The organism is Fluviicola sp. (assembly GCF_039596355.1).
GTDB lineage: Bacteria > Bacteroidota > Bacteroidia > Flavobacteriales_D > Crocinitomicaceae > Fluviicola.
In genome coordinates this window covers 133,093-154,265 of record NZ_JBCNJW010000011.1, presented here as the reverse complement: position 1 = coordinate 154,265, position 21,173 = coordinate 133,093, and the positions used below count along the sequence as shown (strand labels likewise).

The window sequence follows — 21,173 nt, the reverse complement described above, 5'->3', positions numbered from 1 at the left end:
TTTTAATTTAGTCGTATCTTAGTTTAAAATAAATTGCAAATGAGAGGTTTATACCTGTTCTTAATAGTGATCCTGATTGGATCGGGCGGTTGTGAAAAATGGCGATTGAAACAACCGGCCTCTTTGAATTTGAGTTGGAAGTTCTATTCTACCAATTCAAGTCAGGGAAATGCAGTCATTAATAAAGGATATTTCTATTCCAAACAGTTTACCGTTTCCGGAACGCGCGTGAAAGGAGATCCTGTTCAGATTACACAGGATTTATTTGGAGACAAAATTGAATTCTCCGTTGAAAATGATCTGGGGATTGCATTAGACGTTCCGATGGGAGATTATACGCAATTTGAAATCAAAACACTGATCGACAAAAGCAACCATCCGTGTATCCACCTGGAAGGGTTTGTATACAAAGGGGCAGAAGCCATTCCGATAGTAATCGAATGGTCGGATTACGAAGATCTTTCGTTTAAAGTTCAGAATCCGTTCTACCTGGAAAGAAAGAAAAGCTACAAAGTAAATATTGGATTTGATATTAATCAGTTGTTATCGTCCATTCCGAGCAGTATCTGGAATAGCCCGTCTTATGTGAATGAGAATGGCGTTCCGACATTGCTGATCAATAAAGACAATAACATCCAGATGTTCAATAAGATTACAGAACAACTCCCTAATTCGTTGATCTTAACTGTTGAGTAATGTCTGCCGAATACAAAGATATCATTGATGGTTGTACCAACTGGGAACGCCCGGCACAGGAAAGGCTGTATCGTCTTTTCTCGAAGGATTTGTTCAAGGTTTGTAAATTGTACGGCGCAGATACGCAGGATGCGGAAGACATGCTGCACGATGCGTTTATGCATATCTACAAAAATATCGGATCGTATACGTTTACAGGATCATTTGAAGGCTGGATGCGCCGGGTAACAGTGAATTGCTGTCTGCAGGCGCTCAGAAAACGAAAAAACTTTACACAGCTGGCAGAAATTCCGGTGGTGGATCAGGACGAATCAGAATTGGAAACGGGAATTCCGTTTGCGCGCGTATTGGAAGAGATCAACCTGCTGCCTGCAAAAGCCGGGTTGGTATTGAAATTGTATGCGCTGGAAGGCTGGTCTCACTCCGAAATCGCCGAAGAATTGGAGATTTCAGTAGGAACTTCCAAGTCCCAGTTGAATTACGCCCGGTCTGTACTAAAACAAAAATTGGTTTCTTAAATAAATGAGTCAATTACATTCAAATAATCCGAACAGGGAGTTTAAATCACTTCAGAAATCCTATCAGAATTGGGATGCGGGAACACCGTCTCCGGATTTATGGGAAGATTTGGAAGCGGATTTGGCTGTTTCTGCTGTTTGGGATCGTTTGGACGAAACACTGGAGCTAAACGGAAGTTCTGCCGATAAAGAACTGGTTGATTCGTATGAAAACTGGTCTCCGAATACTTCCGGTGACGGCTGGACAAAACTGGAGGAACAACTTTCCCGAGAGCGTGTCTGGAACCGACTGAACGTAAGTCTGAGTTATCCGGTTACAACACGTATTCCGTGGGTTAAAATGGCTGCGGCATCGGTTCTGTTCATTTTCCTTTCATTCTACACGGATCATGTGGTCGAATCCGGTAATGATCAGTCGCGTATGATTGCTGGAATTGCAACCGGTGATCAACACTCTTCCGATGCAGTAACTGATCGTCAGTTAGCGTTCAATAATCATAACGAGCATGCGGTATCGGCTGAACGTAAAGTTGCTGAAGCGAACATTCCGCAAGGAAACAAAGCGATTCAGGTTCAGAAGGTTCGCAATAACTTTACCAATCCAATCGGAAATAAGACGAATGCAACGAATACGAATGGTGTCCGCGAACAAAACGGATCCATTCAGCTGAATCAGCAAGATGTGGCCGTAAATCCGAAAAATGGCACTGTAAATTCGAATGCAGCGCATCCTGAGGATAACCAGAAGCCTGCTTCAACAACGAATCCGGACGCTTCAAATACGGCTTCTACACTGAACGACCTGGCAGGATTGGATGAACTTGGAGTAAAAGAAATTGCATTTGAAACGACTAACGAAAAGATCGGTGATTTCGTTCTTATTCCGCTGAAAACGCCGTTTAAACCGCGATTCAGTGTGCAGTTCGGAGGACAGTTCTCGCTGATTAACGAAAAGAACAGAAGTGCTTTCTCCAGTTCGCTTCCTTCAATGGGAATTGCTGCTGACTTGCAATATCATTATTATATCGGGAACATTCGTCTGACACAGGATTTAGGCTTTAGTCAATACGCACAGTCGAACGGAAGTTACATCAACGGGCGTTATGTGAGCTCTGATCAGCGTTTGAACACGATCTTCCTGATGTCTTCTGCAGGATATACCTACAGAGGCGCAACGCTTTATGGAGGTGTTTCGATCAATCGTTTATTAGGCGGGTACGAAGCAAACCGTTCAATGATTACGAATGTGTACAATTCCAATAAGTTCCAGCTTGGAGCAACTGCCGGAATTGACTATCACATTGCACCATTTAAAAATAAAACAGCTCTGGGAGTGGGAATGCAGTATCAGTTTGTATCAAGGTTGAAAAGTGGAAACGCAGTTTTCAGTGATATTCAGGGAGTGAAACTTCAAATAAAATATTCATTTTAATTCCAACCTTTCAAAAACAACTGCATCTATTACCAGGAAAGATATTTTAAGACATTTATTTCGTTGTCTGCTTCTCCAAAGGAGTTTAAAAATTACTACAACTCTAACGATAACGAAATAGTCGAGGCAAGGTAGAACTGGCTTGATTGAAAAGGCTCTGACATTTTTGTCAGGGTCTTTTTTGTATCCCTCCCGTGGATTTCACTGATCACGCAGGTTCATTTACCAAGGATGAAAAGTTCAAAATCACCAGGATGATCTGCAAGATAAAAATTAGCGGAATCCGCGGGAGATTAGAATGCCACTTATTTCTTTACAGCATACAACAAAAACTCCTTGTTTCCGTCTCCGCCGATGATCGGAGAATCAATAATCCCCACCATTTCAAAATGTGAATCACCAACTGCCCGTTCGATGCGTTGCAAAATGCCCGGGTAAACAGAAGCGCTTTTCACGACTCCGTGCTTGTTGAGGAATTTCTTTTCCAGCTCGAATTGCGGCTTGATCAAAGCAACCAACACGCCGCCCGGCTGCACGAAACTTCCTGTAAACGGAAGTACTTTCTCCAGGGATATAAATGACACGTCAATCACCATTCCGTCTGCCGGTTTCGGAACATGCGTTGTAGTCAGTTCGCGGATATGCGTTTTCTCAATATTCGTAATGTTCGGATTCTCGCGGATGCGCTCGTGCAATTGTCCGTGACCTACATCCACGCAGTAGACATGTGCAGCACCTTTGCTTAGCAAAACTTCTGTGAAACCTCCTGTAGAAGCTCCCAGGTCGATAAACGTTTTTCCTGCTACCGGAATTTCAAAATGATCGATCGCTTTCAAGAGTTTCAATGCTCCACGGGAAACCCAGGTCAATTCTTCATTCAGAAGTAAAATCTTGGCATCCAGCGGGATTTTCTTTCCCGGTTTTTCAACCGAAATTCCATTCACGAGTACGTCTCCGTTCTTGATCAGTTCTTCCCCTCTGGTTCGTGAAGTGACCAGCCCGCGGTCAACCAATAATTTATCCAAACGCTCTTCCATACTGCAAAAGTAATCGTTGTGTTTTAATTGTTTTGAATAATTATTCATCCTCTCCGGAATCCGATGCTGCTGGTAGGGATTTTCAACGAATGAACCCTCCAAAATCCGATTAAATGTGAGCATTTTCGCCCCTTTGAGCTCTTTTTGAGTATTCCCCTGTATGAAAAAGGTGAAACCTTCTGATTTTCAATTGAAAAGTAGGATTATTTAACCTGAGTTTTTGAATATCAACTTTACATTGAGTTAATTTCACAAAATTGTTTAGGGATTCACCTAACTCCGGTAAAATCAGTGATGTAAGCAACTATTTTTTAAATTATAACGTTTACTTTTCAAAGAGTTAATTTATATTTGCTTTACATTAATACTGAAACCGTATGAAACTACTACTAGGTGGACTACTGACTCTGTGCTGCGCATGTTGTTCGTTCGGACAAATTTTCTACTCAAATGGAGCTGTTCTTTCCATGACTGCCGGCGCGCTTGTCCAGGTAAACGGCGGAGTAGAATTGGCTCAATCGACTACGCTGACAAACCAGGGAACAGTAACGATCACCAAAAACTCTACATTCCCCATCCCGGGAACCTTCCGAATCGGAACAAACGCAACAGCAGGCGGAAACGGGGCTTATCTTGTTGAGCAGGATTGGATTAATAACGGAACGTTTAACGCCGGAACTTCAACGGTAACGCTTTTCGGGAACACACAACAATTCATTACTTCCACGAACGGAATCTCAACAACTTTCAATAACCTGATTCTGACCGGAACAGGAGTGGGGAACAACCGTAAAAAGACCTTGCAGGGAGTCAATGCCGCTACCGGACTAACGGGCATTCTGCAGATCAACTCGCGCGAACTGGAAACACAAACCAACGTTTTTTCAGTACTCAATCCGGCGGTTGGGGCGGTGACGTACACCAATACATTTGGTGCGGAAGGCTTTGTAAGCAGTTTGCAGCCCGGAACCTTATCGCGTGCAACAAACTCAACAGGAACCTATATGTTCCCGACTGGTTCCAGCAACGGAACACTGCGTTTCAGACCAATCGAACTGACTCCGCAAACGAACGAAGCTTCCCAGTACGTGGTGCGTTTCAATAATTACGATGCGAATAACGATGCATTTAACCGCACTCAGACTGATGGAAACATGTGTGCGCTGAACCCGGCGTATTACCATTCCATTCAGCGGGTGATCGGTTCGGCACCGACAGATGTTCGGATGTTTTACGTAATCGCAGATGACGGCGACTGGACGGGAATGGCACATTGGAGAACGGCCAGCACGAATTGGAATGACATGGCAGCAACGTCAACCGCTGTAAACGGCGGATTTACGACCAGAACGAAATCCGGTTGGAATTTTGCAAACCCGGGCGAACCGTATATTTTATCGACTGTTAAGCCGGGGCCTCCAACCTTGAATTGCCCGACAGTCTGTGAAAACTCTTCGAACAACGTTTTCTCGGTAACAGGAGGATCCGGAAACTTCCAATGGACATTTCCTTCAAGCGGAACAATCACCGGCGGGCAGGGAACTTCCAGTGTAACAGTAGACTGGACTACAGGAACGGGGCAGGTGACTGTGATCGACCAGGGAACAAACGGATGCAGCTCGCAGCCGGGAAATTGCACACCGACAGTGAATCCATCACCGAATGCCCAGTTTACTTATACCGAAGATGGTACGAGTTATAGTTTCACGGATCAAACTCCGGGATCTGTTTCCTGGAACTGGTTTTTCGGAGATGGAAACGGTTCTTCCAGCCAGAACCCGGCGCATACCTATGAAGATGGAGCGGAATCGTACCAGGTAATCTTAATCGTGACCAATAACAACGGTTGCTCGGGAACAGCAGTTCAGACGATCGAGATTTTCCGTGATATTGTTGTTCCGAACATTATTACACCGAATAACGACGGAACCAACGACTTTTTCCTGATTAAAACTGCAGGAATCAAATCATACGACCTGGTTATTGTCAACCGCTGGGGAAATACTGTTTTCACATCCAGCGATCCGGCAGTGGTTTGGGACGGGAAATCAAACGGGCAGCCTGTGGATGACGGAGTTTATTTTTACAAACTGCGGGCATCTTCTGCTTCTAAAGAATACAACTATCAAGGTAACGTAACGGTTATCAGAAACTAATCAAAAAGTATCATGCAACAAAAACAGAACTTACTCGCTGCGTTCATCTTGATTTTCGGATTGAATGGGGCTTATGCACAAAACAACGTTGGAATCGGGACCACTACTCCAAACCCGAATGCCATTTTAGAAATGCAATCTACCAGTCAGGGGGTTTTAGTCCCGCGGATGACAACGGCTCAGCGGACTGCTATTGCCGCTCCGACCGAAGGATTGCTGGTATATGATATTGATGTAAACTGCTTTTTCTTTTATGAAACAACTGCTGGAGCCTGGCAAAACTTGTGTAGTGGCGGAGCAACCGGCCCTCAAGGCCCACAAGGTCCCGCAGGCCCAGCCGGAGCAACCGGTGCTACAGGTCCTGCTGGCGCAACGGGTCCCGCTGGTCCGGCAGGTGCTACGGGAGCTACAGGCCCCGCTGGCCCACAAGGTCCTGCTGGTCCTGCCGGAGCAAATGGTGCTGACGGAGCGGTAGGTCCACAAGGTCCTGCTGGCCCGCAAGGTCCGGCAGGTGCAGATGGAGCCACAGGCCCTCAGGGTCCCGCTGGTCCTGCAGGCACAAATGGTGTTGATGGAGCGGTAGGCCCACAAGGTCCCGCAGGCCCAGCCGGAGCAACCGGCGCTACAGGTCCTGCTGGAGCTACGGGAGCTACTGGTGCAACCGGCCCGCAAGGTCCATCCGGAGTCATCAATAAATATCATGTATACAGTTCTGCTGCAAGAACAGGGGTGAACACTACTGCGCTAACTATCCAGCCCGGAATGACTCAGACATTTACTCTGGCAAATTCTTCATCGGTGGCTATTTGGGTAAGTATCGGAGCATTGAATACAACGTTGACAACAACCGGGTATTCGACAGTGGATTTTGTGATAAACGTGGATGGAGCTCCTCTGGCAAGCGGGGGATGGAACCGGATGTTTATAACAAATACTTCTGCAACCACCGGTTTGGGTGTAGGAGCACTGAATACAATGGTGACGCTGCCGGCAGGAACACATACCATTGATTTGAGAACAAGCCGGTCTTCCGGAACATCTGTGGTGACCATCGGAGGGAATCCTACAACGGATGTAAACCCGGGGGAAATGACTATTATGATACTCAACTAATACCGGTGAATCATGAAACGATTTTTGTTTATCAGCGGGTTGAGTTTGTGCTCAATGACCGTATTTTCCCAGCAGCAAGCTTCAAGCCTGAAAAAAGCAGCAACTCCGGTTCCGGTAGAGACACCGGCAAAGCAGGAGCCTGTTTCAGATTCGTTGGTGCCGGTTTCTACACAGAAAGTGGTAAACGTTCAAACCCTACCGGTTTCCAACGAGCATGAACCGGCATCAAAAGGTCAGCAAACGCCGGCACTGAATTCCATGAAAAGAAAACCTGAATAGGGTTATTTGTGAATAGAATAGAACCAAAAAAATCCATCTGTCAGTTGACGGATGGATTTTTCATTCCTGTGAATTATTAAGGATTGGATTATTCGATAACCCAATTGAACCGTTCTTTTAAAATGGAATGAATGCGATTTGTTACAGATTCATTTTCAATTTTCTGCAACACGTCTTCCACAAATGCACCTACCATCAACTGGCGTGCACTTGCTTCGCTCAATCCTCGGGCACGCAGGTAGAAAACAGCGTCTTCATCCAATTGCCCGGTAGTGGAGCCGTGTGAACATTTTACATCGTCAGCATAAATTTCCAATTCCGGTTTGCTGTTGATGGTTGCATCATCGCTCAATAAAACGTTTCCGTTTGACTGGAATGCGTTGATTTTCTGTGCGTCTTTACGCACGTATACTTTTCCGTTGAATACCGCCGTTGCTTTTCCGTCGATTACTCCTTTGTACAATTCATTCGACTCGCAGTTTGCCACTTTGTGGTCTACAATCGTGTGATTGTCTACGTGCTGTGTTCCGTTCAGGATGTAAGCTCCGTTGAGGTGTGTTTCGCAATTTTGCCCGTCTACTTCAATCGTCAGGTTGTTGCGAACCAATGCCCCGTTCAGGGTAACAGTATTAATCGTAAAGTTTGAATCTTGCTGCTGACTCACGAGTTCTCCCGAAATTTGGAAACACGATTCGCTTTCCTCCTGGAGTTTGTCTACAGTCAGTTTTGCATTCTTCCCAAGACGGATTTCAGAAATCACGTTGGTGAAGTTTTCAGAACCGTTTACAGAAATCGAACGCTGTACAAAACGCACTTCTGAAAATGCTTCTCCAACCAATACGTGGCGCAGGTTGGAAAGTACATTCGTTCCGGTATTTACCTGGATGATTTCAATTGTCGGTTCGATCTGCATTTTAGCAGAAACGTGTACGTACAATCCGTCTGTTGCGTATGCCGTGTTGATGGACGAAAAAACTTCTCCTTCCAATGGAATATCCGTTCCGAAAATAACCGTTTCCTGCGGATCCATTTGAGAAAGTGCTTCGATTTTCAATCCTTCCGGGTATGTTTTGGAAGAAAGATCCGCCGAAAAATGCCCGTTTACAAACACGTAGCGGAGTGAATTTTCATCCAAAGCAACATGTCCGTCAACAGCAACCGGGTTCTCCTGGATTGCTAAGGAACTGTTTTTGATTTTGGCAACACGCGTGTATTTCCACGCTTCGGTTTTGGTAGTCGGAAACGGAGTTTGATCCAGCACTTCAAGTGCTTTCCGGCGCAATTCCGGATTCAAAACAAAGGATCCGTTTAACTGCCAGTTCACGCTTGCTGCCGATTCTTTTTCAATAATTTGCATCTGTGAATCCGATTATTAATGAGCAAATTCCGCTTTAATCCAGTCGTAACCTTTTTCTTCCAGCTCCAAAGCCAGTTCTTTCGGCCCTGATTTCACGATTTGTCCGTTGTACAATACGTGAACAAAGTCCGGAACGATATAATCAAGTAAACGTTGGTAGTGTGTAATCACAACCGTTGCGTTTTTGTCGGATTTCAATGTATTTACACCGTTTGCAACGATGCGGAGTGCGTCGATATCCAACCCGGAATCCGTCTCATCCAGGATGGAAAGTTTCGGCTCAAGCATCGCCATTTGGAAAATCTCGTTGCGTTTTTTCTCTCCTCCGGAGAATCCTTCGTTTACGGAGCGGGAAGCTAGTTTTGCGTCCAGTTCCACGATCGCGGATTTTTCTTTTACAAGCGCCATGAAATCTTTTGCAGAGATTGCTTCCTGACCACGATATTCACGGATTTCATTCAACGCAGTGCGCAGGAAATTCACGTTGGAAACTCCCGGAATTTCAACCGGGTACTGGAATGCCAAAAACAAACCTTCTCTTGCGCGGTCTTCCGTTGCCATTTCCAGCAAATCCGTCCCGTCAAAATCAACGGAACCTTCTGTGATCTCGTATTCTTCACGACCTGCCAAAACACTCGCCAAAGTACTTTTTCCGGCACCGTTCGGCCCCATGATTGCATGTACTTCTCCTGCTTTTACTTCCAGGTTCAATCCTTTCAGAATTTCTTTTCCGTCAATCGACGCGTGTAAATTTTTAATCTTTAACATCTTATTCTTGTTTTGCCACCCTCCTCAATCCTCCCTCAAGGAAGGAGGCGATTCAGATTCCCCCTTTGGAGGGGGACAAAGGGGGAGGACTTTCCCCGATTAAACATCTATCCTACCGACCCTTCTAAGCTAATTGTCAGTAATTTCTGTGCTTCCACTGCAAATTCCATCGGAAGCTGATTCAATACTTCTTTACAATATCCGTTTACAATCAAACTGATTGCTTTCTCTTCGGAGATTCCTCGTTGCAGACAGTAGAAAATCTGGTCTTCCCCGATTTTGGATGTCGTAGCCTCGTGCTCAATTTTGGCACTTGGGTTTTTACATTCAATGTATGGGAACGTATGTGCACCACACTCATCAGTCATCAACAAAGAGTCGCACTGAGAGAAGTTGCGGGCATTGTGTGCATTTTTATGAATTTGAACCAGTCCGCGGTAAGAATTGTGGGATTTACCTGCTGAAATTCCCTTGGAAATAATCGTGCTCTTGGTATTTTTTCCAAGGTGGATCATTTTGGTTCCCGTATCTGCCTGCTGGAAATTGTTCGTTACTGCAACAGAGTAGAATTCACCTACGGAATTATCTCCCTTCAAAATACAGGAAGGATATTTCCACGTTACCGCAGATCCTGTTTCAACCTGAGTCCAGGAAATCTTCGCGTTGGTTTCACAGATTCCGCGTTTTGTTACGAAATTGAAAACACCACCGTCTCCGTTTTTGTCTCCCGGATACCAGTTCTGAACAGTTGAGTATTTGATTTCGGCATCTTTCAAAGCAACGAGTTCTACCACAGCGGCGTGCAATTGGTTTTCATCGCGCTGAGGAGCCGTACAACCTTCGAGGTATGAAACGTAAGAACCTTCATCAGCGATTACCAGCGTACGTTCGAACTGTCCGGTATTGGCTTCGTTGATGCGGAAATAGGTTGAAAGTTCCATCGGACAACGCACTCCTTTCGGAATGTAGCAGAAAGATCCGTCTGTAAACACCGCCGAATTCAATGCGGCGTAGAAGTTATCTGTTGGAGGAACCACTGACCCCATATATTGCTGAACCAGTTCCGGGTGTTCCTGAACTGCTTCGGAAAAGGAGCAGAAAATGATTCCGAGTTCTTTCAATTTTGATTTAAAGCTGGTCGCCACAGAAACAGAATCCATGACAAAATCCACTGCAACACCTGTAAGACGCTGCTGCTCTTCCAATGAAATCCCCAGTTTTGCCATGGTTTCTTTCATTTCAGGATCTACGTCGTCCCAGCTCTCATATTTTTTAGTTTGCTTGGGAGCGGCGTAATAGGAGATAGCCTGGAAATCAGGCTTCGGGTACGAAATGTGTGCCCAGGAAGGCTCCGTCATTTCAGACCAGATTTTGTAGCACTTCAAACGGTACTCTAACAGCCATTCCGGCTCATTTTTCTTAGCTGAAATAAACCGGATGATCTCTTCGTTCAATCCAAGCGGAGCTCTGTCCGATTCGATATCTGTTGTGAATCCGAATTTATATTCCGAATTTTCTAAATCTTTCGCTAAGTCGTTTTCTGTATAACCCATCTAAGTTTGTAATATTTATAATGAGAAGGATTCACCGCAGCCGCATGTTCTTCCCGCATTCGGATTCGAAAAAACGAATCCTTTACCGTTCAGTCCTCCTGAAAAATCCAGGACCGTTCCTACCAGGTATAGAAAGCTTTTTTTATCGACAACCACTTTGATTCCGTTGTCTTCAAAAACTTTATCGTCAGCTTTTTCTTCGTTGTCGAATTTGAGTTGGTACATCAAACCGGAGCAGCCTCCTCCTTCAACGCCAACACGAATGAAATAACCTGCTTTTCCTTCGTCTTCCATCAAGCGAATGGCTTGTTTTTTAGCTTGTTCTGTTACTGTAATCATGACAAGTATGTTGCTCTTTATTTAGATTAATTTTAAATAAAGCTGTATTTCGTTGACAAAAATACCACATTTATGGTATTGGTGCAATTATTTTGCTATAAAACTTGTGAACGGAATTTTGTAGCTTAGTGCAACCTTTTTCAACGAGGTACGTTTTACTTATCGTTACATTATAGACTTAAATATGAAACTTACTACTACGCTGATAGGCATCCTATCAGTTTTCACGTTTGCGCGTGCACAGTTTCCCGGCTGTCCGAGTATCGACGCCGGAGCAGATCAGACACTGACCTGTAACCAACCCTGTGCCACGTTGAATGCAATACCCCTGCATTCCGGAGCAACTACTACTTATGCTGTTTCATCTATTCCGCACAACCCCCCGATTGCGTATAACCAATCTGGTGGTACGGCCGTTTCGGTCAATACGGATGATGTCTGGAGTTCGCTCATTACACTTCCATTTAATTTCTGTTATTACGGACAGACTTACACGACTTGTAAGATCGGATCAAACGGATCAATTAAGTTCGGAAATTACGTTTCCACCACGACTCCGGATCAACCCTATGCTTATCCGGGTAACTGTCCGTCGACAGCGTTGAGGGTTTACGGAGATGTGTTCGGTGTTTTGCACGATATTGACCCTTCTGTGGCAGGTACGGTCAAATGGTATGTACTCGGAACGGCTCCCTGCCGGATTTTCGTCGTGTCTTATTACCAGTTGGCACACTACAGCTGTACCAGTTTGCGTAGTACGCACATGATGGTGTTGTATGAAACAACGAATGTGATCGACGTGTACGTGAATAATAAAGCAACGTGTTCAACCTGGCAGCAGGGATATGGAATCGTAGGAATCCAGAATCCTGCAGGAACAGCGGGAATTGTCGCTCCGAACAGAAACGCTACACCGGCATGGACAGTAACAACGCCTGAAGCATGGCGCTTTACTCCGGATGGAGCACCGATCTATTCGGTTGAATGGTTCCAGGGAACAAACAGTGTCGGAACGGGAAATACAGTGACCGTTTGCCCGACCGCACCAACGACTTATACCGCGCAGGTGACGTATACCGCCTGTGACGGAACAACGATTGTCAAAACAGATGACGTACTTGTATCGCCGGATCCGTCTACTCCGTCCGCAAACCAAATTGCAACAAACCCGACCTCTTGTACCGGGAATACCGGTAGTTTCGAAGTCCAGGGAAGTGGTGGTGCCGGAAATTATCAATATTCGATCGATAATGGCGCGACCTGGCAGTCGAGTGGCGTTTTCAGCGGACTTGCTGCGGGAACATATACTGTTCTCGTCCAGGATGGCAACGGATGCCAGGGAAGTATTTCTGTAACTGTAACACAAACTTCATCCATCGATCTGACATTGGCAAGTTCCACAAACGTTACCTGTAACGGCGGTTCGAATGGATCGGCTGTTACCAGTGTCTCAGGAGGAACAGCACCATATAGTTATACTTTAAACAGCGGAAATAATCAAACCAGCGGAACGTATTCCGGATTAGCTGCCGGGACGTATGTGATTCAGGTAACGGATGCCGGCGGATGTACCGATTCGCAATCGGTAACGATTACGGAGCCATCTCCAGTGACCGTTTCCTATGTTTCTTCTACGAATGCAAGTTGTTCCGGATCGGACGGAAGCATGACCGTTTCGGGATCAGGAGGAACGGGAACATTGAATTATTCATTGAACGGAGGTGCGCAGCAAACCGGAACGGTATTTAATAACCTGGCAGCCGGAACGTATACCATTCAGGCAACAGATGCCAACGGATGTTCTGCGACCGCTTCTGGAACGGTTGGTTCAGTCAACAACCTGACGGCTTTGCTGATCGATAACGAAAATGTTTCCTGTCACGGACTGAGCGATGGGTCAGTGCAGCTGGGCGGAACGGGAGCACCGTCACCTTATACCTATTCATTGGTTGGAGGTCCGTCCCAGACATCCAATACATTTACCGGATTGGCAGCCGGAACTTACGATTATGTAGTCACTTCCGGAAATAACTGTCACGATACCGTTTCGGTAACCATTACAGAACCTACAGCGATTACGGTTACGACCAATACACCATTATCGGCATGTGCCGGTGGTTCGGTAACGATGACGGCTTCGGCGTCAGGAGGAGCAGGATCATTTGTTTATTCCTGGAGTAATTCCCTGCCGAACGGTCAAACCAATACGGTGAGTCCGGCTTCAACGACCACTTATCAGGTTACGGCAACGGATGGAAACAATTGTACAGCGAGTGCTTCAATAGTGGTAACGATTCATCAGGATCCGAACATCGGAGCGGGAAGTGATCAGACGATTTGTTTGGGGACTTCGGTTTCTTTGTCAGGATCTGGAGGAACTTCATACAGTTGGAACGGCGGAATCTCGAATGGAGTGAGCTTTACTCCGTCTTTGGGAGTGAACACCTATGTGGTTACCGGAACGGATGCTTTTGGTTGTCAGAATACAGATACGATTATTGTAACGGTTGTTCCGGTTCCGACGGCAGTTCTGGGTGCTTCTTCACCTACAAGTGGTTATCCGGGATTGACGGTGCAGTTTACGAACTCAAGCCAGAATGCGAATACCTATTATTATGACTTCGGAAACGGAAGTAATCAGCAGACAAACAATATTTCGCTGACACCAGGCTCAACGTATAATTCCCCGGGAACATACACGGTTGTACTTACGGCTGGTAACGGAATCTGTCAGGACACGGCGCAGCTGCAGGTTGTGGTATTGCCATACGAACCGTTGCAAGTGGTTATTCCGAACATCTTTACACCGAATGGTGATAAGAATAACGATGTGTTCTTCGTGCGACTGGAGAATGCAGTTTCCATTGATTTGGTCATTGTGAACCGATGGGGGAACTTTATGGCGCGCATCACAGATCTGAACGGATACTGGGATGGAAGATTGAATGGAAATATGGCAGAAGACGGAGTTTACTTCTATAAATATACTGCAACCGGTTTGGACGGTACAACACAAACCGGGCAAGGTGATATTCAATTATTGAGATAACATCCTGAAAATGTTGTAATTCAAAACAATTTGTTTCTTTTTCGTTAAGGATTTTAAGAAATTAGTTGTTTTAAAGGATTATCTCTAAGTTTGAAATGTTACTACTTTGTTATACAGGTGTTTAGTGCTGAAAGGTACTAGACACCTGCTAACTGAAACTAATACTACTACTATGAAAAGAATTGTTAGCCTGCAATTGCTTTTGCTTGTGCTTGCTTTCCCGGCTTTTTCCCAGGATGGAACAAGCAAACAACCCAATCAGGTACGAATTGATTACATGTATGTTTCCGAGCAATCGAAAACACAACCTTTAAACGTTGTTTATGATCTGATAGACAGATGTTCGGATCAGGAGCTTTACAAGCTCCGGGAACATTTCACCTACAAAGCAAGGGTCGAACCTACCGACAAGAACAAAGCCATACTGGCTTATATCAAGAACCGCAAAAATCAGTAGCAATGAAAAAGATTTTATTCATGCTGGCTGTACTTTTGAGTTCGGTCGGTTATGCCCAACCTCCATGCGGGACAAATCCTGCTGCCGGAAACACGTGTGCGCTGGCAACACCCATCTGTGAATTAAACGGTTATTGCGGAAATACCTCATCGGCTTATACGGTCAATACCTGGAGTCAGTCTTGTGGTTTCCTCGGATTGTTTGATTGCGGATTGACCGGTGAATTCTGTGGTTCCATTGAGAACAACTCTTTCCTGAAATTTGTTGCTTCTTCCACATCCATTTCATTCAATGTCTGGGTGTTTAACTCCACATACGGAGACGGAATCCAGATCATGATCTTCTCCGCCAATAACTGTTCGGGAACAGTGACATCCTATTATTGCAGCCAGTTAGCGCCTTCGGCGAACTCACAAACGGTTTCTGCCTCCGGGTTAACACCTGGAAATACCTACTACATCATGATTGATGGGTTTGCGGGAGATGTTTGTGATTATACGTTTGCTGCAAATACAGGAGTTGCTATTCCGGTAGATATCAGCCCGGTGAATTCAAGTATCTGTGTCGGAGAATCTGTGAGCCTTACGGCAAGTGGCGGGAATGGAACTTATACCTGGACTGCGTCGCCGAATTTGAGCGGTACGACCGGAACGACTGTTACGGCAACTCCACCGTCTACTCCTGGAACATATACCTATACGGTCAATTCTGCAACGGGAAATCCACTCTGTCCGTCGTCTACTACGGCCACGGCTACGATTGTCGTCAATCCGTGCGGATGTACTGTCACCGCTTCAAACAGTGGAGCGGTCTGTGCCGGAACAAGTACGGTCAACCTGTTTGCTACGACCATCGCAAATGCCACCTATTCCTGGACAGGGCCAAACGGTTTCACATCCAATGTGCAAAACCCGACTGCGGTTCCGATTCCATCTACACCAGGAACATATACCTTCGAGGTAACGGTGACGGATAATGGTTCAGTCTGTACGTCCACAACGACCGTGACCGTCAATGCGCTTCCGGCTGTAAGTGGTGGAAACAACCAGGCAGTATGTCAGGGAACTTCCGTGACCTTGTCCGGCTCCGGAGCGCAAAACTACAGTTGGGACAACAGCGTAACGGATGGTGTTTCATTTATTCCGGCATCCACTCAAACCTATACTGTTACCGGAACCGATGCGAACGGTTGTCAGAATACGGCGCAAGTGGTTGTAACCGTGAATTCATTACCGACAGTAAGTGCGGGTATTGATCAGTCGGTCTGCCTGGGAGATGTGGTTACACTCGCTGGTTCGGGTGCGCAAAATTACAGTTGGGACAACAGTGTAAACAACGGAACATCATTTACGCCTGGTTTAACACAAACGTATACCGTTACCGGAACAGACGCGAACGGCTGTCAGGGAACAGACCAGGTAACAGTGACCGTTTATCCGCTTCCGGTTGTAGAAGCCGGTTTGCCTCAAACGGTTTGTGCGGGAACGAGTGTTACCCTGTCTGGTTCCGGAGCACAAACATATGCCTGGAATAACGGAGGAGTGGATAATGTGCCGTTTACGCCTTTGGCGACGGGAATTTATATTTGTACCGGAACGGATGCGAATGGCTGTCAAAATACCGACCAGGTGTTGGTGACTGTCAATCCTGCGCCGGTAGTCAATGCAGGAGCAGATCAGGCCCTTTGCCAGGGAGCTTCGGTTACCTTAACTGCGAGTGGGGCGCAAAGCTATACCTGGACAAACGGCGTAGTCAATGGTGTTTCCTTTGTTCCGGGGACAACCCAAACCTATACTGTTACTGGAACTTCATTAACCGGCTGTCAGGGAACGGATCAGGTGGTGGTAACGGTGAACCCGCTTCCGAATGTGAATGCAGGAGCAGATCAGTCGCTTTGTTTTGGAACGACAGTCACCTTATCCGGTTCCGGAGCACAAACCTACACCTGGACAAATGGTGTGACGAACGGAGTTTCTTTCGTTCCATCATCTACGCAGACCTATACCGTGACCGGAGTGGATGCGAATGGTTGTCAGAATACGGATCAGGTAATTGTAACGGTTGTTCCGTATCCGGTTTCCAGTCTTTCTTCGGATGTAACGACCGGAAACCCGGTGCTGACCGTCAATTTTGAGAATAACTCGGGCACGGCGGGTTCTTATCACTGGGATTTCGGAAACGGACTGGAATACGATGCGCAAACAACTGCCGGACAACAGGTCGCATACAGTAATCCGGGAGAATATATTGTGGTGCTCACGGCTATGAACGGAGTATGTACCGATACCGATACGCTCAAAATCGAAGTACTTCCTTTTGCCGATCCGGAAGTCATTGTTCCGAATATTTTCACGCCGAATGGTGATCACAACAACGATACGTTTTTTATCACGGCAGACAATGTGAAATCCATGCGGGTTACCATTTTGAACCGCTGGGGCGAGAAGATGCATCAGTATGACGATGTACAGGGCTTCTGGGACGGAACCGTCAACGGAAACCAGGCTTCGGAAGGAGTGTATTTTTTCCAGTACGAAGCAGAAGGAATTAACGGAACGATCTTAAAAGGACAGGGAAATATCCAGTTGATCCGCTAAGTGAATGAATATTTAAGTAAAAAAGGCTGCAGTAATTGTAGTCTTTTTTTGTTTGACTACATTTGTATTATGCGTATCGTCCGTCAATTGACTCCTGAAATAAAGTTTAATAGCCCAATCCTGACTTTGGGAACGTATGATGGCGTTCATTTGGGGCATCAGGAGATTATTCGTTCATTGATTGAAAAAGCAAAGAGCGAAGGTAAGGAATCGGTTTTGTTTACTTTCGAACCGCATCCGAGGAAGGTGCTTTACCCGGAAAGCTATTCGGTGAAATTGATTGATACCGTTGAGGAAAAGCTCGAAAAACTTGAAGAACTGGGACTTGATACGGTTATTTTATTTCCTTTTACCAAAGAATTTTCGCGGCTTTCAGCCATGGAATTTGTGCGGGATGTGCTGGTGAACCAGATTGGAGTGAGTGAAATGCACATCGGCCACGACCACCATTTCGGAAAAAATCGGGAGGGATCGTTCCAGGAGCTCCAGGAATTGGGGGAGGTTTATCATTTCAATGTCTTTCAACTTCCTGCGATTTCCGTTGAAGAAACGACAATCAGTTCTACTAAAATCCGGAACGCCATTTTGGAAGGAAATGTGGCATACGCGGCAACCTTATTGGGAACTCCGTTTGTATTGGAAGGAAACATCGTGAAAGGACAACAGATCGGCAGAACCATCGGTTTTCCGACTGCAAATATCGATTTGGAAAACCCGGATAAAATTGTTCCGAAAAATGGGGTGTATGTAGCTAAAGCGTATTTGGGAGATCGCGTGTTATCCGGCGTGATGAATGTGGGAACCCGCCCTACGGTTGCGAATAACGGACAGGTAACGATCGAAATTCACCTGTTTGATTTCCAGGAAGAAATCTATGGGCAACGGATGAAAGTGGAGGTCATGCAACATATTCGTGACGAAAAACGTTTTGAGAACATAGAAGACTTAAAGAATCAAATTCAGCTGGATGAAATTACTGCTCGCAATTATCTTTCTACACTGGTCTAGCGTACTGCTGGCTCAACAGGATACCCTGAAAATTTATCGCTGGGAGGAAGTTCAAAAAGCCAATCCCGATACCATTTTTGCGTTGGATGCATCGAAATTGAAGTGGGAAAAAATCCCGGAAAAACTGTATGCATTTAAGAACCTGAAGTACCTGAATATTTCCAAAAACAAATTGAAGGAACTTCCTTTGGAAATGGGAGGATTCAAATTGCTGAAAATCCTGGATGCGACCAAAAATAATATTGATGCGGCTCCGATTGTGATTTGTCAACTGCCGAAATTGCAAAAATTGCACCTGGCACGGAATCGAATCAGCTCGCTTCCGGCTTGTATCGGATATTTGGCAGATTTGAAGATGCTCGATATCTGGGATAACCCGATTAATGCACTTCCTGAAGAAATTTTAAACCTGAAAAAATTAGAAGTAGTGGATATGCGTTCGATTATGTTAGGCCCTCATTTTCAGCAGAAATGGGAAGAGTCTATGCCGCAGGTAAAGTGGTATTTTGATCCTCCGTGTCACTGCGTAGAATAAATTTTAATTTTTTTTTATCTTTTTTTCCAACCATTTAAAAATACGCTCATCATATGGGTGTCAAGTATAAATCAGAAATCTCTCTGATTGGTTTGGTAAATTGGGTTTTAGGTTTGGAAAAGGGTACTATTTGGATTGTACCCTTTTTCAGTTTTTATGCGTTTGGTTGTGTGTTCGCGATATTGCATACTGGTCAGTCATAGCAAGGGATTCAGAATGAAATAAACGCGATTTAGAACACTCCGTTTCGATCACACTGGCACATTAAAACGACATAGGACACAACAATCACCTGGTGATCGTTGCGTGTTTTAAATCTACAGCGATCCTTTTGCGGGCTTCGTGGGAAATGAAAGAAATAAAAACCGGTCTATTTCAGCTCCACTTCAAAAATCTGCGTCCAGAAATCTTTGATAGGAGTACCTGCTTCAGCCAGCATTTGCGGAACCAAACTTGCCGGTGAGAACCCAGGAGTAGTATTTACCTCGATTACATGTGGAATGTCATTCACCACCATGAAATCAACGCGTGCAATAGAACGCAACTGCAGTAAGGTGTAAATTTCTTTTGTGCGCTCCCATACGATGTCGCGAATAGCATCCGGAATACGTGCCGGAGTGATTTCCTGCGATTGTCCCAGGTATTTGGCTTCATAATCGAAGAAATCATTGTCGGAAACGATCTCGGTGAGCGGAAGCGTGACCAAGCCGGCAGGTGAGCGGTAAATTCCGCAGGTCACTTCGGTTCCTTTCAAAAACGATTCGATAACCACCGTGTCACCTTCTTCAAACGCTTTATCAAGCGCGGCCTGCAGGTTTTCTGCTTCGGAAACTTTACTGATTCCAAAGCTGGAACCGGAATCGGAAGGTTTTACAAAACAAGGAAGTCCCAATTCATTCAGAATGTGTTCGGCTGTAAATTCGTGGCGGGATTTGAGGAAAAGCGATTTGGCTACCGGGATTCCGAAACGGGAAAGAAACTGGTTACAGTACCATTTATCGAAACTCAATTCCGAAGCCAGGGCATTGGAGTTCACATACGGAATTCCCTTCATGTCGAGCAAAGCCTGGATTTTCCCGTTTTCGCCCGGGTTTCCGTGGATGTACACCAAACCGATGTCGATGGTGTGTTCCGTATCATGGATCCGATAGCTCATGCTTTCGATTGAAAAAGGAAACTGTTCTCCGTTTACAGGAACGAACCACCCGTTTTCCGTTACATGAATGAGCACAGGTTCGTATCCGTCCGGGAAATTATCCCGGATTGTTTGAGCACTTTTTAATGAGATTTCAAACTCAGAAGAATATCCGCCGCAAAACAAACCAACTCGCTTCATATCATGTATTTTTCACAAAATTAGCGGATAATTGAACGGTGCATCTGCATCCGGAGGAAAAGTTTTCAGAAATGATTGTTAAAAGCTTCATCTCTTGGTGCATTCTCGCAGAAACATTCTTTCTATATTTGTTGCAACTTACAATCGATTTATGAAGTTTTTACAGAAGCTTAGAGCATTTGTTTGGAGTAAGCACTTTTTGAAGCATACTATCTTCATTGTGCTGACTTATTTCGTGGTGGTCGGAATCCTGATACTTTATCTGGATCAGTATACCAATCACGGAGAAAAAATAGATGTGCCGAATGTGGTTGGTCTTAGAACGGAGGGCGCGCAATCCAAGCTGGAAGCGCTGGAATTGAAAATGGAAGTATTGGATTCCGTTTACAGACCTGAATTGCCTACCGGGACGATTGTGTCACAGGATCCGCTTCCGACTTCCAAATCATTGGTATCTGTGAAGTCTGGTCGTGTAATCCGTGTACAGGTATCGAAAAAATCGCGTTTGGTTGAAATGCCGAGCCTGATCGATAAATCGGAGCGCATTGCAGAAAGCATTTTGAAAAACAGGGGGTTGAAATACCGCAAGAATTATGTTCCGAGCAGCGAAGCAAACGGAGCGGTATTGAGACAGTTATACAACGGACGTGAAATCAAGGAAGGAACGAAAATCCCGGTTGGAAGCGTAGTGACATTGGTTGTGGGACAAAACAGTGCTTCACAGCCAGTTGAACTGATTGATTTGAACGGATTGACAATATCTGAGGCGAAAGCGCGTTTAAGTGGCATATCGCTACATATTTTAGTCGGTCTGTGCGACGGCTGTTCAACCGCTGCTGATACAACCACTGCTGTTATTTATTCCCAAAGCCCGGAATATCTTGAAGGAGTAACCGTTTCACCAGGAACAACGATTACGGTTTCGGCTGAAAGAAGGTAGCTA

Annotated in this window: 18 protein-coding genes; 12 read left to right on the top strand and 6 right to left on the bottom strand. The window is 45.4% G+C overall.

Annotation, left to right across the window (positions count from 1 at the left end; all coding sequences use genetic code 11):
• Positions 1-39 precede the first annotated feature (39 nt).
• Genes ABDV94_RS17505 through ABDV94_RS17495 form a run of 3 tightly spaced genes read left to right on the top strand, consistent with a single transcriptional unit; the run spans position 40 to position 2,646 of the window.
• Entirely contained in the window at positions 40-696 is a 657-nt protein-coding gene (locus ABDV94_RS17505; protein WP_343748506.1) for a hypothetical protein, read from the top strand.
• Positions 696-1,214 carry a sigma-70 family RNA polymerase sigma factor gene (locus tag ABDV94_RS17500; RefSeq protein WP_343748505.1) on the top strand — a complete coding sequence of 173 codons (519 nt, stop codon included), beginning with the start codon at positions 696-698 and terminating at the stop codon, positions 1,212-1,214. Before ABDV94_RS17505 ends, ABDV94_RS17500 begins: the two co-directional genes overlap by 1 nt.
• A 4-nt stretch (positions 1,215-1,218) precedes the next feature.
• Positions 1,219-2,646 (top strand): hypothetical protein, encoded by a 1,428-nt coding sequence (locus ABDV94_RS17495; RefSeq protein ID WP_343748504.1) that lies wholly within the window; start codon positions 1,219-1,221, stop codon positions 2,644-2,646.
• Between the two features lie 305 nt (positions 2,647-2,951).
• On the opposite strand, the gene ABDV94_RS17490 is transcribed toward ABDV94_RS17495, so the two are convergent.
• Positions 2,952-3,806: a TlyA family RNA methyltransferase gene (locus ABDV94_RS17490; protein ID WP_343748503.1), complete on the bottom strand. Its 855-nt coding sequence runs from the start codon at positions 3,804-3,806 to the stop codon at positions 2,952-2,954.
• Between the two features lie 254 nt (positions 3,807-4,060).
• Between ABDV94_RS17490 and ABDV94_RS17485 the strand changes: the two genes are divergently transcribed.
• From ABDV94_RS17485 to ABDV94_RS17475, 3 genes are read left to right on the top strand one after another with little or no spacing between them, the layout of a single operon-like run.
• Positions 4,061-5,839 carry a gliding motility-associated C-terminal domain-containing protein gene (locus ABDV94_RS17485; protein ID WP_343748502.1) on the top strand — a complete coding sequence of 593 codons (1,779 nt, stop codon included), beginning with the start codon at positions 4,061-4,063 and terminating at the stop codon, positions 5,837-5,839.
• A gap of 12 nt (positions 5,840-5,851) precedes the next feature.
• Positions 5,852-6,952 carry a hypothetical protein gene (locus tag ABDV94_RS17480; protein ID WP_343748501.1) on the top strand — a complete coding sequence of 367 codons (1,101 nt, stop codon included), beginning with the start codon at positions 5,852-5,854 and terminating at the stop codon, positions 6,950-6,952.
• 12 nt (positions 6,953-6,964) lie between these two features.
• Positions 6,965-7,231, top strand: coding sequence for a hypothetical protein (locus tag ABDV94_RS17475; protein ID WP_343748500.1), 267 nt, complete (start codon positions 6,965-6,967; stop codon positions 7,229-7,231).
• An 88-nt stretch (positions 7,232-7,319) separates the two neighbouring features.
• Here ABDV94_RS17475 and sufD read toward each other — a convergent pair whose 3' ends face one another.
• The 4 genes from sufD to ABDV94_RS17455 form a co-directional block, all read right to left on the bottom strand.
• Entirely contained in the window at positions 7,320-8,588 is a 1,269-nt protein-coding gene (sufD, locus tag ABDV94_RS17470) for a Fe-S cluster assembly protein SufD (protein WP_343748499.1), read from the bottom strand.
• A gap of 15 nt (positions 8,589-8,603) precedes the next feature.
• Complete coding sequence (sufC, locus tag ABDV94_RS17465) at positions 8,604-9,356, bottom strand: Fe-S cluster assembly ATPase SufC (protein ID WP_343748498.1); 753 nt, start codon at positions 9,354-9,356, stop codon at positions 8,604-8,606.
• A 107-nt stretch (positions 9,357-9,463) separates the two neighbouring features.
• Positions 9,464-10,909, bottom strand: coding sequence for a Fe-S cluster assembly protein SufB (gene sufB / locus ABDV94_RS17460; protein ID WP_343748497.1), 1,446 nt, complete (start codon positions 10,907-10,909; stop codon positions 9,464-9,466).
• Between the two features lie 15 nt (positions 10,910-10,924).
• Positions 10,925-11,248: an iron-sulfur cluster assembly accessory protein gene (locus ABDV94_RS17455; protein ID WP_343748496.1), complete on the bottom strand. Its 324-nt coding sequence runs from the start codon at positions 11,246-11,248 to the stop codon at positions 10,925-10,927.
• Positions 11,249-11,432: 184 nt separating this feature from the next.
• Here ABDV94_RS17455 and ABDV94_RS17450 point away from each other — a divergent pair, with 184 nt between their 5' ends.
• The 5 genes from ABDV94_RS17450 to ABDV94_RS17430 all read left to right on the top strand — a co-directional run bounded on the left by ABDV94_RS17450 (position 11,433) and on the right by ABDV94_RS17430 (position 18,894).
• The gene (locus tag ABDV94_RS17450) at positions 11,433-14,297 is read left to right on the top strand and encodes a gliding motility-associated C-terminal domain-containing protein (protein WP_343748495.1); all 2,865 of its coding nucleotides are present in this window, start codon (positions 11,433-11,435) and stop codon (positions 14,295-14,297) included.
• A gap of 172 nt (positions 14,298-14,469) precedes the next feature.
• Positions 14,470-14,754, top strand: coding sequence for a hypothetical protein (locus ABDV94_RS17445; RefSeq protein WP_343748494.1), 285 nt, complete (start codon positions 14,470-14,472; stop codon positions 14,752-14,754).
• Positions 14,755-14,756: 2 nt separating this feature from the next.
• Positions 14,757-17,351, top strand: a complete 2,595-nt coding sequence (locus ABDV94_RS17440; protein WP_343748493.1) for a gliding motility-associated C-terminal domain-containing protein — start codon at positions 14,757-14,759, stop codon at positions 17,349-17,351.
• A gap of 69 nt (positions 17,352-17,420) precedes the next feature.
• Positions 17,421-18,359 (top strand): bifunctional riboflavin kinase/FAD synthetase, encoded by a 939-nt coding sequence (locus tag ABDV94_RS17435; RefSeq protein ID WP_343748492.1) that lies wholly within the window; start codon positions 17,421-17,423, stop codon positions 18,357-18,359.
• Positions 18,319-18,894 carry a leucine-rich repeat domain-containing protein gene (locus tag ABDV94_RS17430; RefSeq protein ID WP_343748491.1) on the top strand — a complete coding sequence of 192 codons (576 nt, stop codon included), beginning with the start codon at positions 18,319-18,321 and terminating at the stop codon, positions 18,892-18,894. The genes ABDV94_RS17435 and ABDV94_RS17430 overlap by 41 nt, the downstream gene beginning before the upstream one ends.
• Before the next feature lie 370 nt (positions 18,895-19,264).
• On the opposite strand, the gene ABDV94_RS17425 is transcribed toward ABDV94_RS17430, so the two are convergent.
• Positions 19,265-20,230 (bottom strand): D-alanine--D-alanine ligase, encoded by a 966-nt coding sequence (locus tag ABDV94_RS17425; protein ID WP_343748490.1) that lies wholly within the window; start codon positions 20,228-20,230, stop codon positions 19,265-19,267.
• Between the two features lie 151 nt (positions 20,231-20,381).
• Here ABDV94_RS17425 and ABDV94_RS17420 point away from each other — a divergent pair, with 151 nt between their 5' ends.
• On the top strand, positions 20,382-21,170 hold the full coding sequence (locus tag ABDV94_RS17420; protein ID WP_343748489.1) for a PASTA domain-containing protein: 789 nt from the start codon (positions 20,382-20,384) through the stop codon (positions 21,168-21,170).
• Positions 21,171-21,173: the final 3 nt, after the last annotated feature.

Excerpts from the sequence above, each read along its gene's own strand:
- sufB (WP_343748497.1), bottom strand. The coding sequence starts at position 10,909 with ATGGGTTATACAGAAAACGACTTAGCGAAAGATTTAGAAAATTCGGAA.
- ABDV94_RS17485 (WP_343748502.1), top strand. The coding sequence starts at position 4,061 with ATGAAACTACTACTAGGTGGACTACTGACTCTGTGCTGCGCATGTTGT.
- sufC (WP_343748498.1), bottom strand. The coding sequence starts at position 9,356 with ATGTTAAAGATTAAAAATTTACACGCGTCGATTGACGGAAAAGAAATT.
- ABDV94_RS17480 (WP_343748501.1), top strand. The coding sequence starts at position 5,852 with ATGCAACAAAAACAGAACTTACTCGCTGCGTTCATCTTGATTTTCGGA.
- ABDV94_RS17440 (WP_343748493.1), top strand. The coding sequence starts at position 14,757 with ATGAAAAAGATTTTATTCATGCTGGCTGTACTTTTGAGTTCGGTCGGT.
- sufD (WP_343748499.1), bottom strand. The coding sequence starts at position 8,588 with ATGCAAATTATTGAAAAAGAATCGGCAGCAAGCGTGAACTGGCAGTTA.
- ABDV94_RS17505 (WP_343748506.1), top strand. The coding sequence starts at position 40 with ATGAGAGGTTTATACCTGTTCTTAATAGTGATCCTGATTGGATCGGGC.
- ABDV94_RS17450 (WP_343748495.1), top strand. The coding sequence starts at position 11,433 with ATGAAACTTACTACTACGCTGATAGGCATCCTATCAGTTTTCACGTTT.
- ABDV94_RS17475 (WP_343748500.1), top strand. The coding sequence starts at position 6,965 with ATGAAACGATTTTTGTTTATCAGCGGGTTGAGTTTGTGCTCAATGACC.
- ABDV94_RS17445 (WP_343748494.1), top strand. The coding sequence starts at position 14,470 with ATGAAAAGAATTGTTAGCCTGCAATTGCTTTTGCTTGTGCTTGCTTTC.
- ABDV94_RS17425 (WP_343748490.1), bottom strand. The coding sequence starts at position 20,230 with ATGAAGCGAGTTGGTTTGTTTTGCGGCGGATATTCTTCTGAGTTTGAA.
- ABDV94_RS17420 (WP_343748489.1), top strand. The coding sequence starts at position 20,382 with ATGAAGTTTTTACAGAAGCTTAGAGCATTTGTTTGGAGTAAGCACTTT.
- ABDV94_RS17495 (WP_343748504.1), top strand. The coding sequence starts at position 1,219 with ATGAGTCAATTACATTCAAATAATCCGAACAGGGAGTTTAAATCACTT.
- ABDV94_RS17500 (WP_343748505.1), top strand. The coding sequence starts at position 696 with ATGTCTGCCGAATACAAAGATATCATTGATGGTTGTACCAACTGGGAA.
- ABDV94_RS17455 (WP_343748496.1), bottom strand. The coding sequence starts at position 11,248 with ATGATTACAGTAACAGAACAAGCTAAAAAACAAGCCATTCGCTTGATG.
- ABDV94_RS17430 (WP_343748491.1), top strand. The coding sequence starts at position 18,319 with ATGAAATTACTGCTCGCAATTATCTTTCTACACTGGTCTAGCGTACTG.
- ABDV94_RS17435 (WP_343748492.1), top strand. The coding sequence starts at position 17,421 with ATGCGTATCGTCCGTCAATTGACTCCTGAAATAAAGTTTAATAGCCCA.
- ABDV94_RS17490 (WP_343748503.1), bottom strand. The coding sequence starts at position 3,806 with ATGCTCACATTTAATCGGATTTTGGAGGGTTCATTCGTTGAAAATCCC.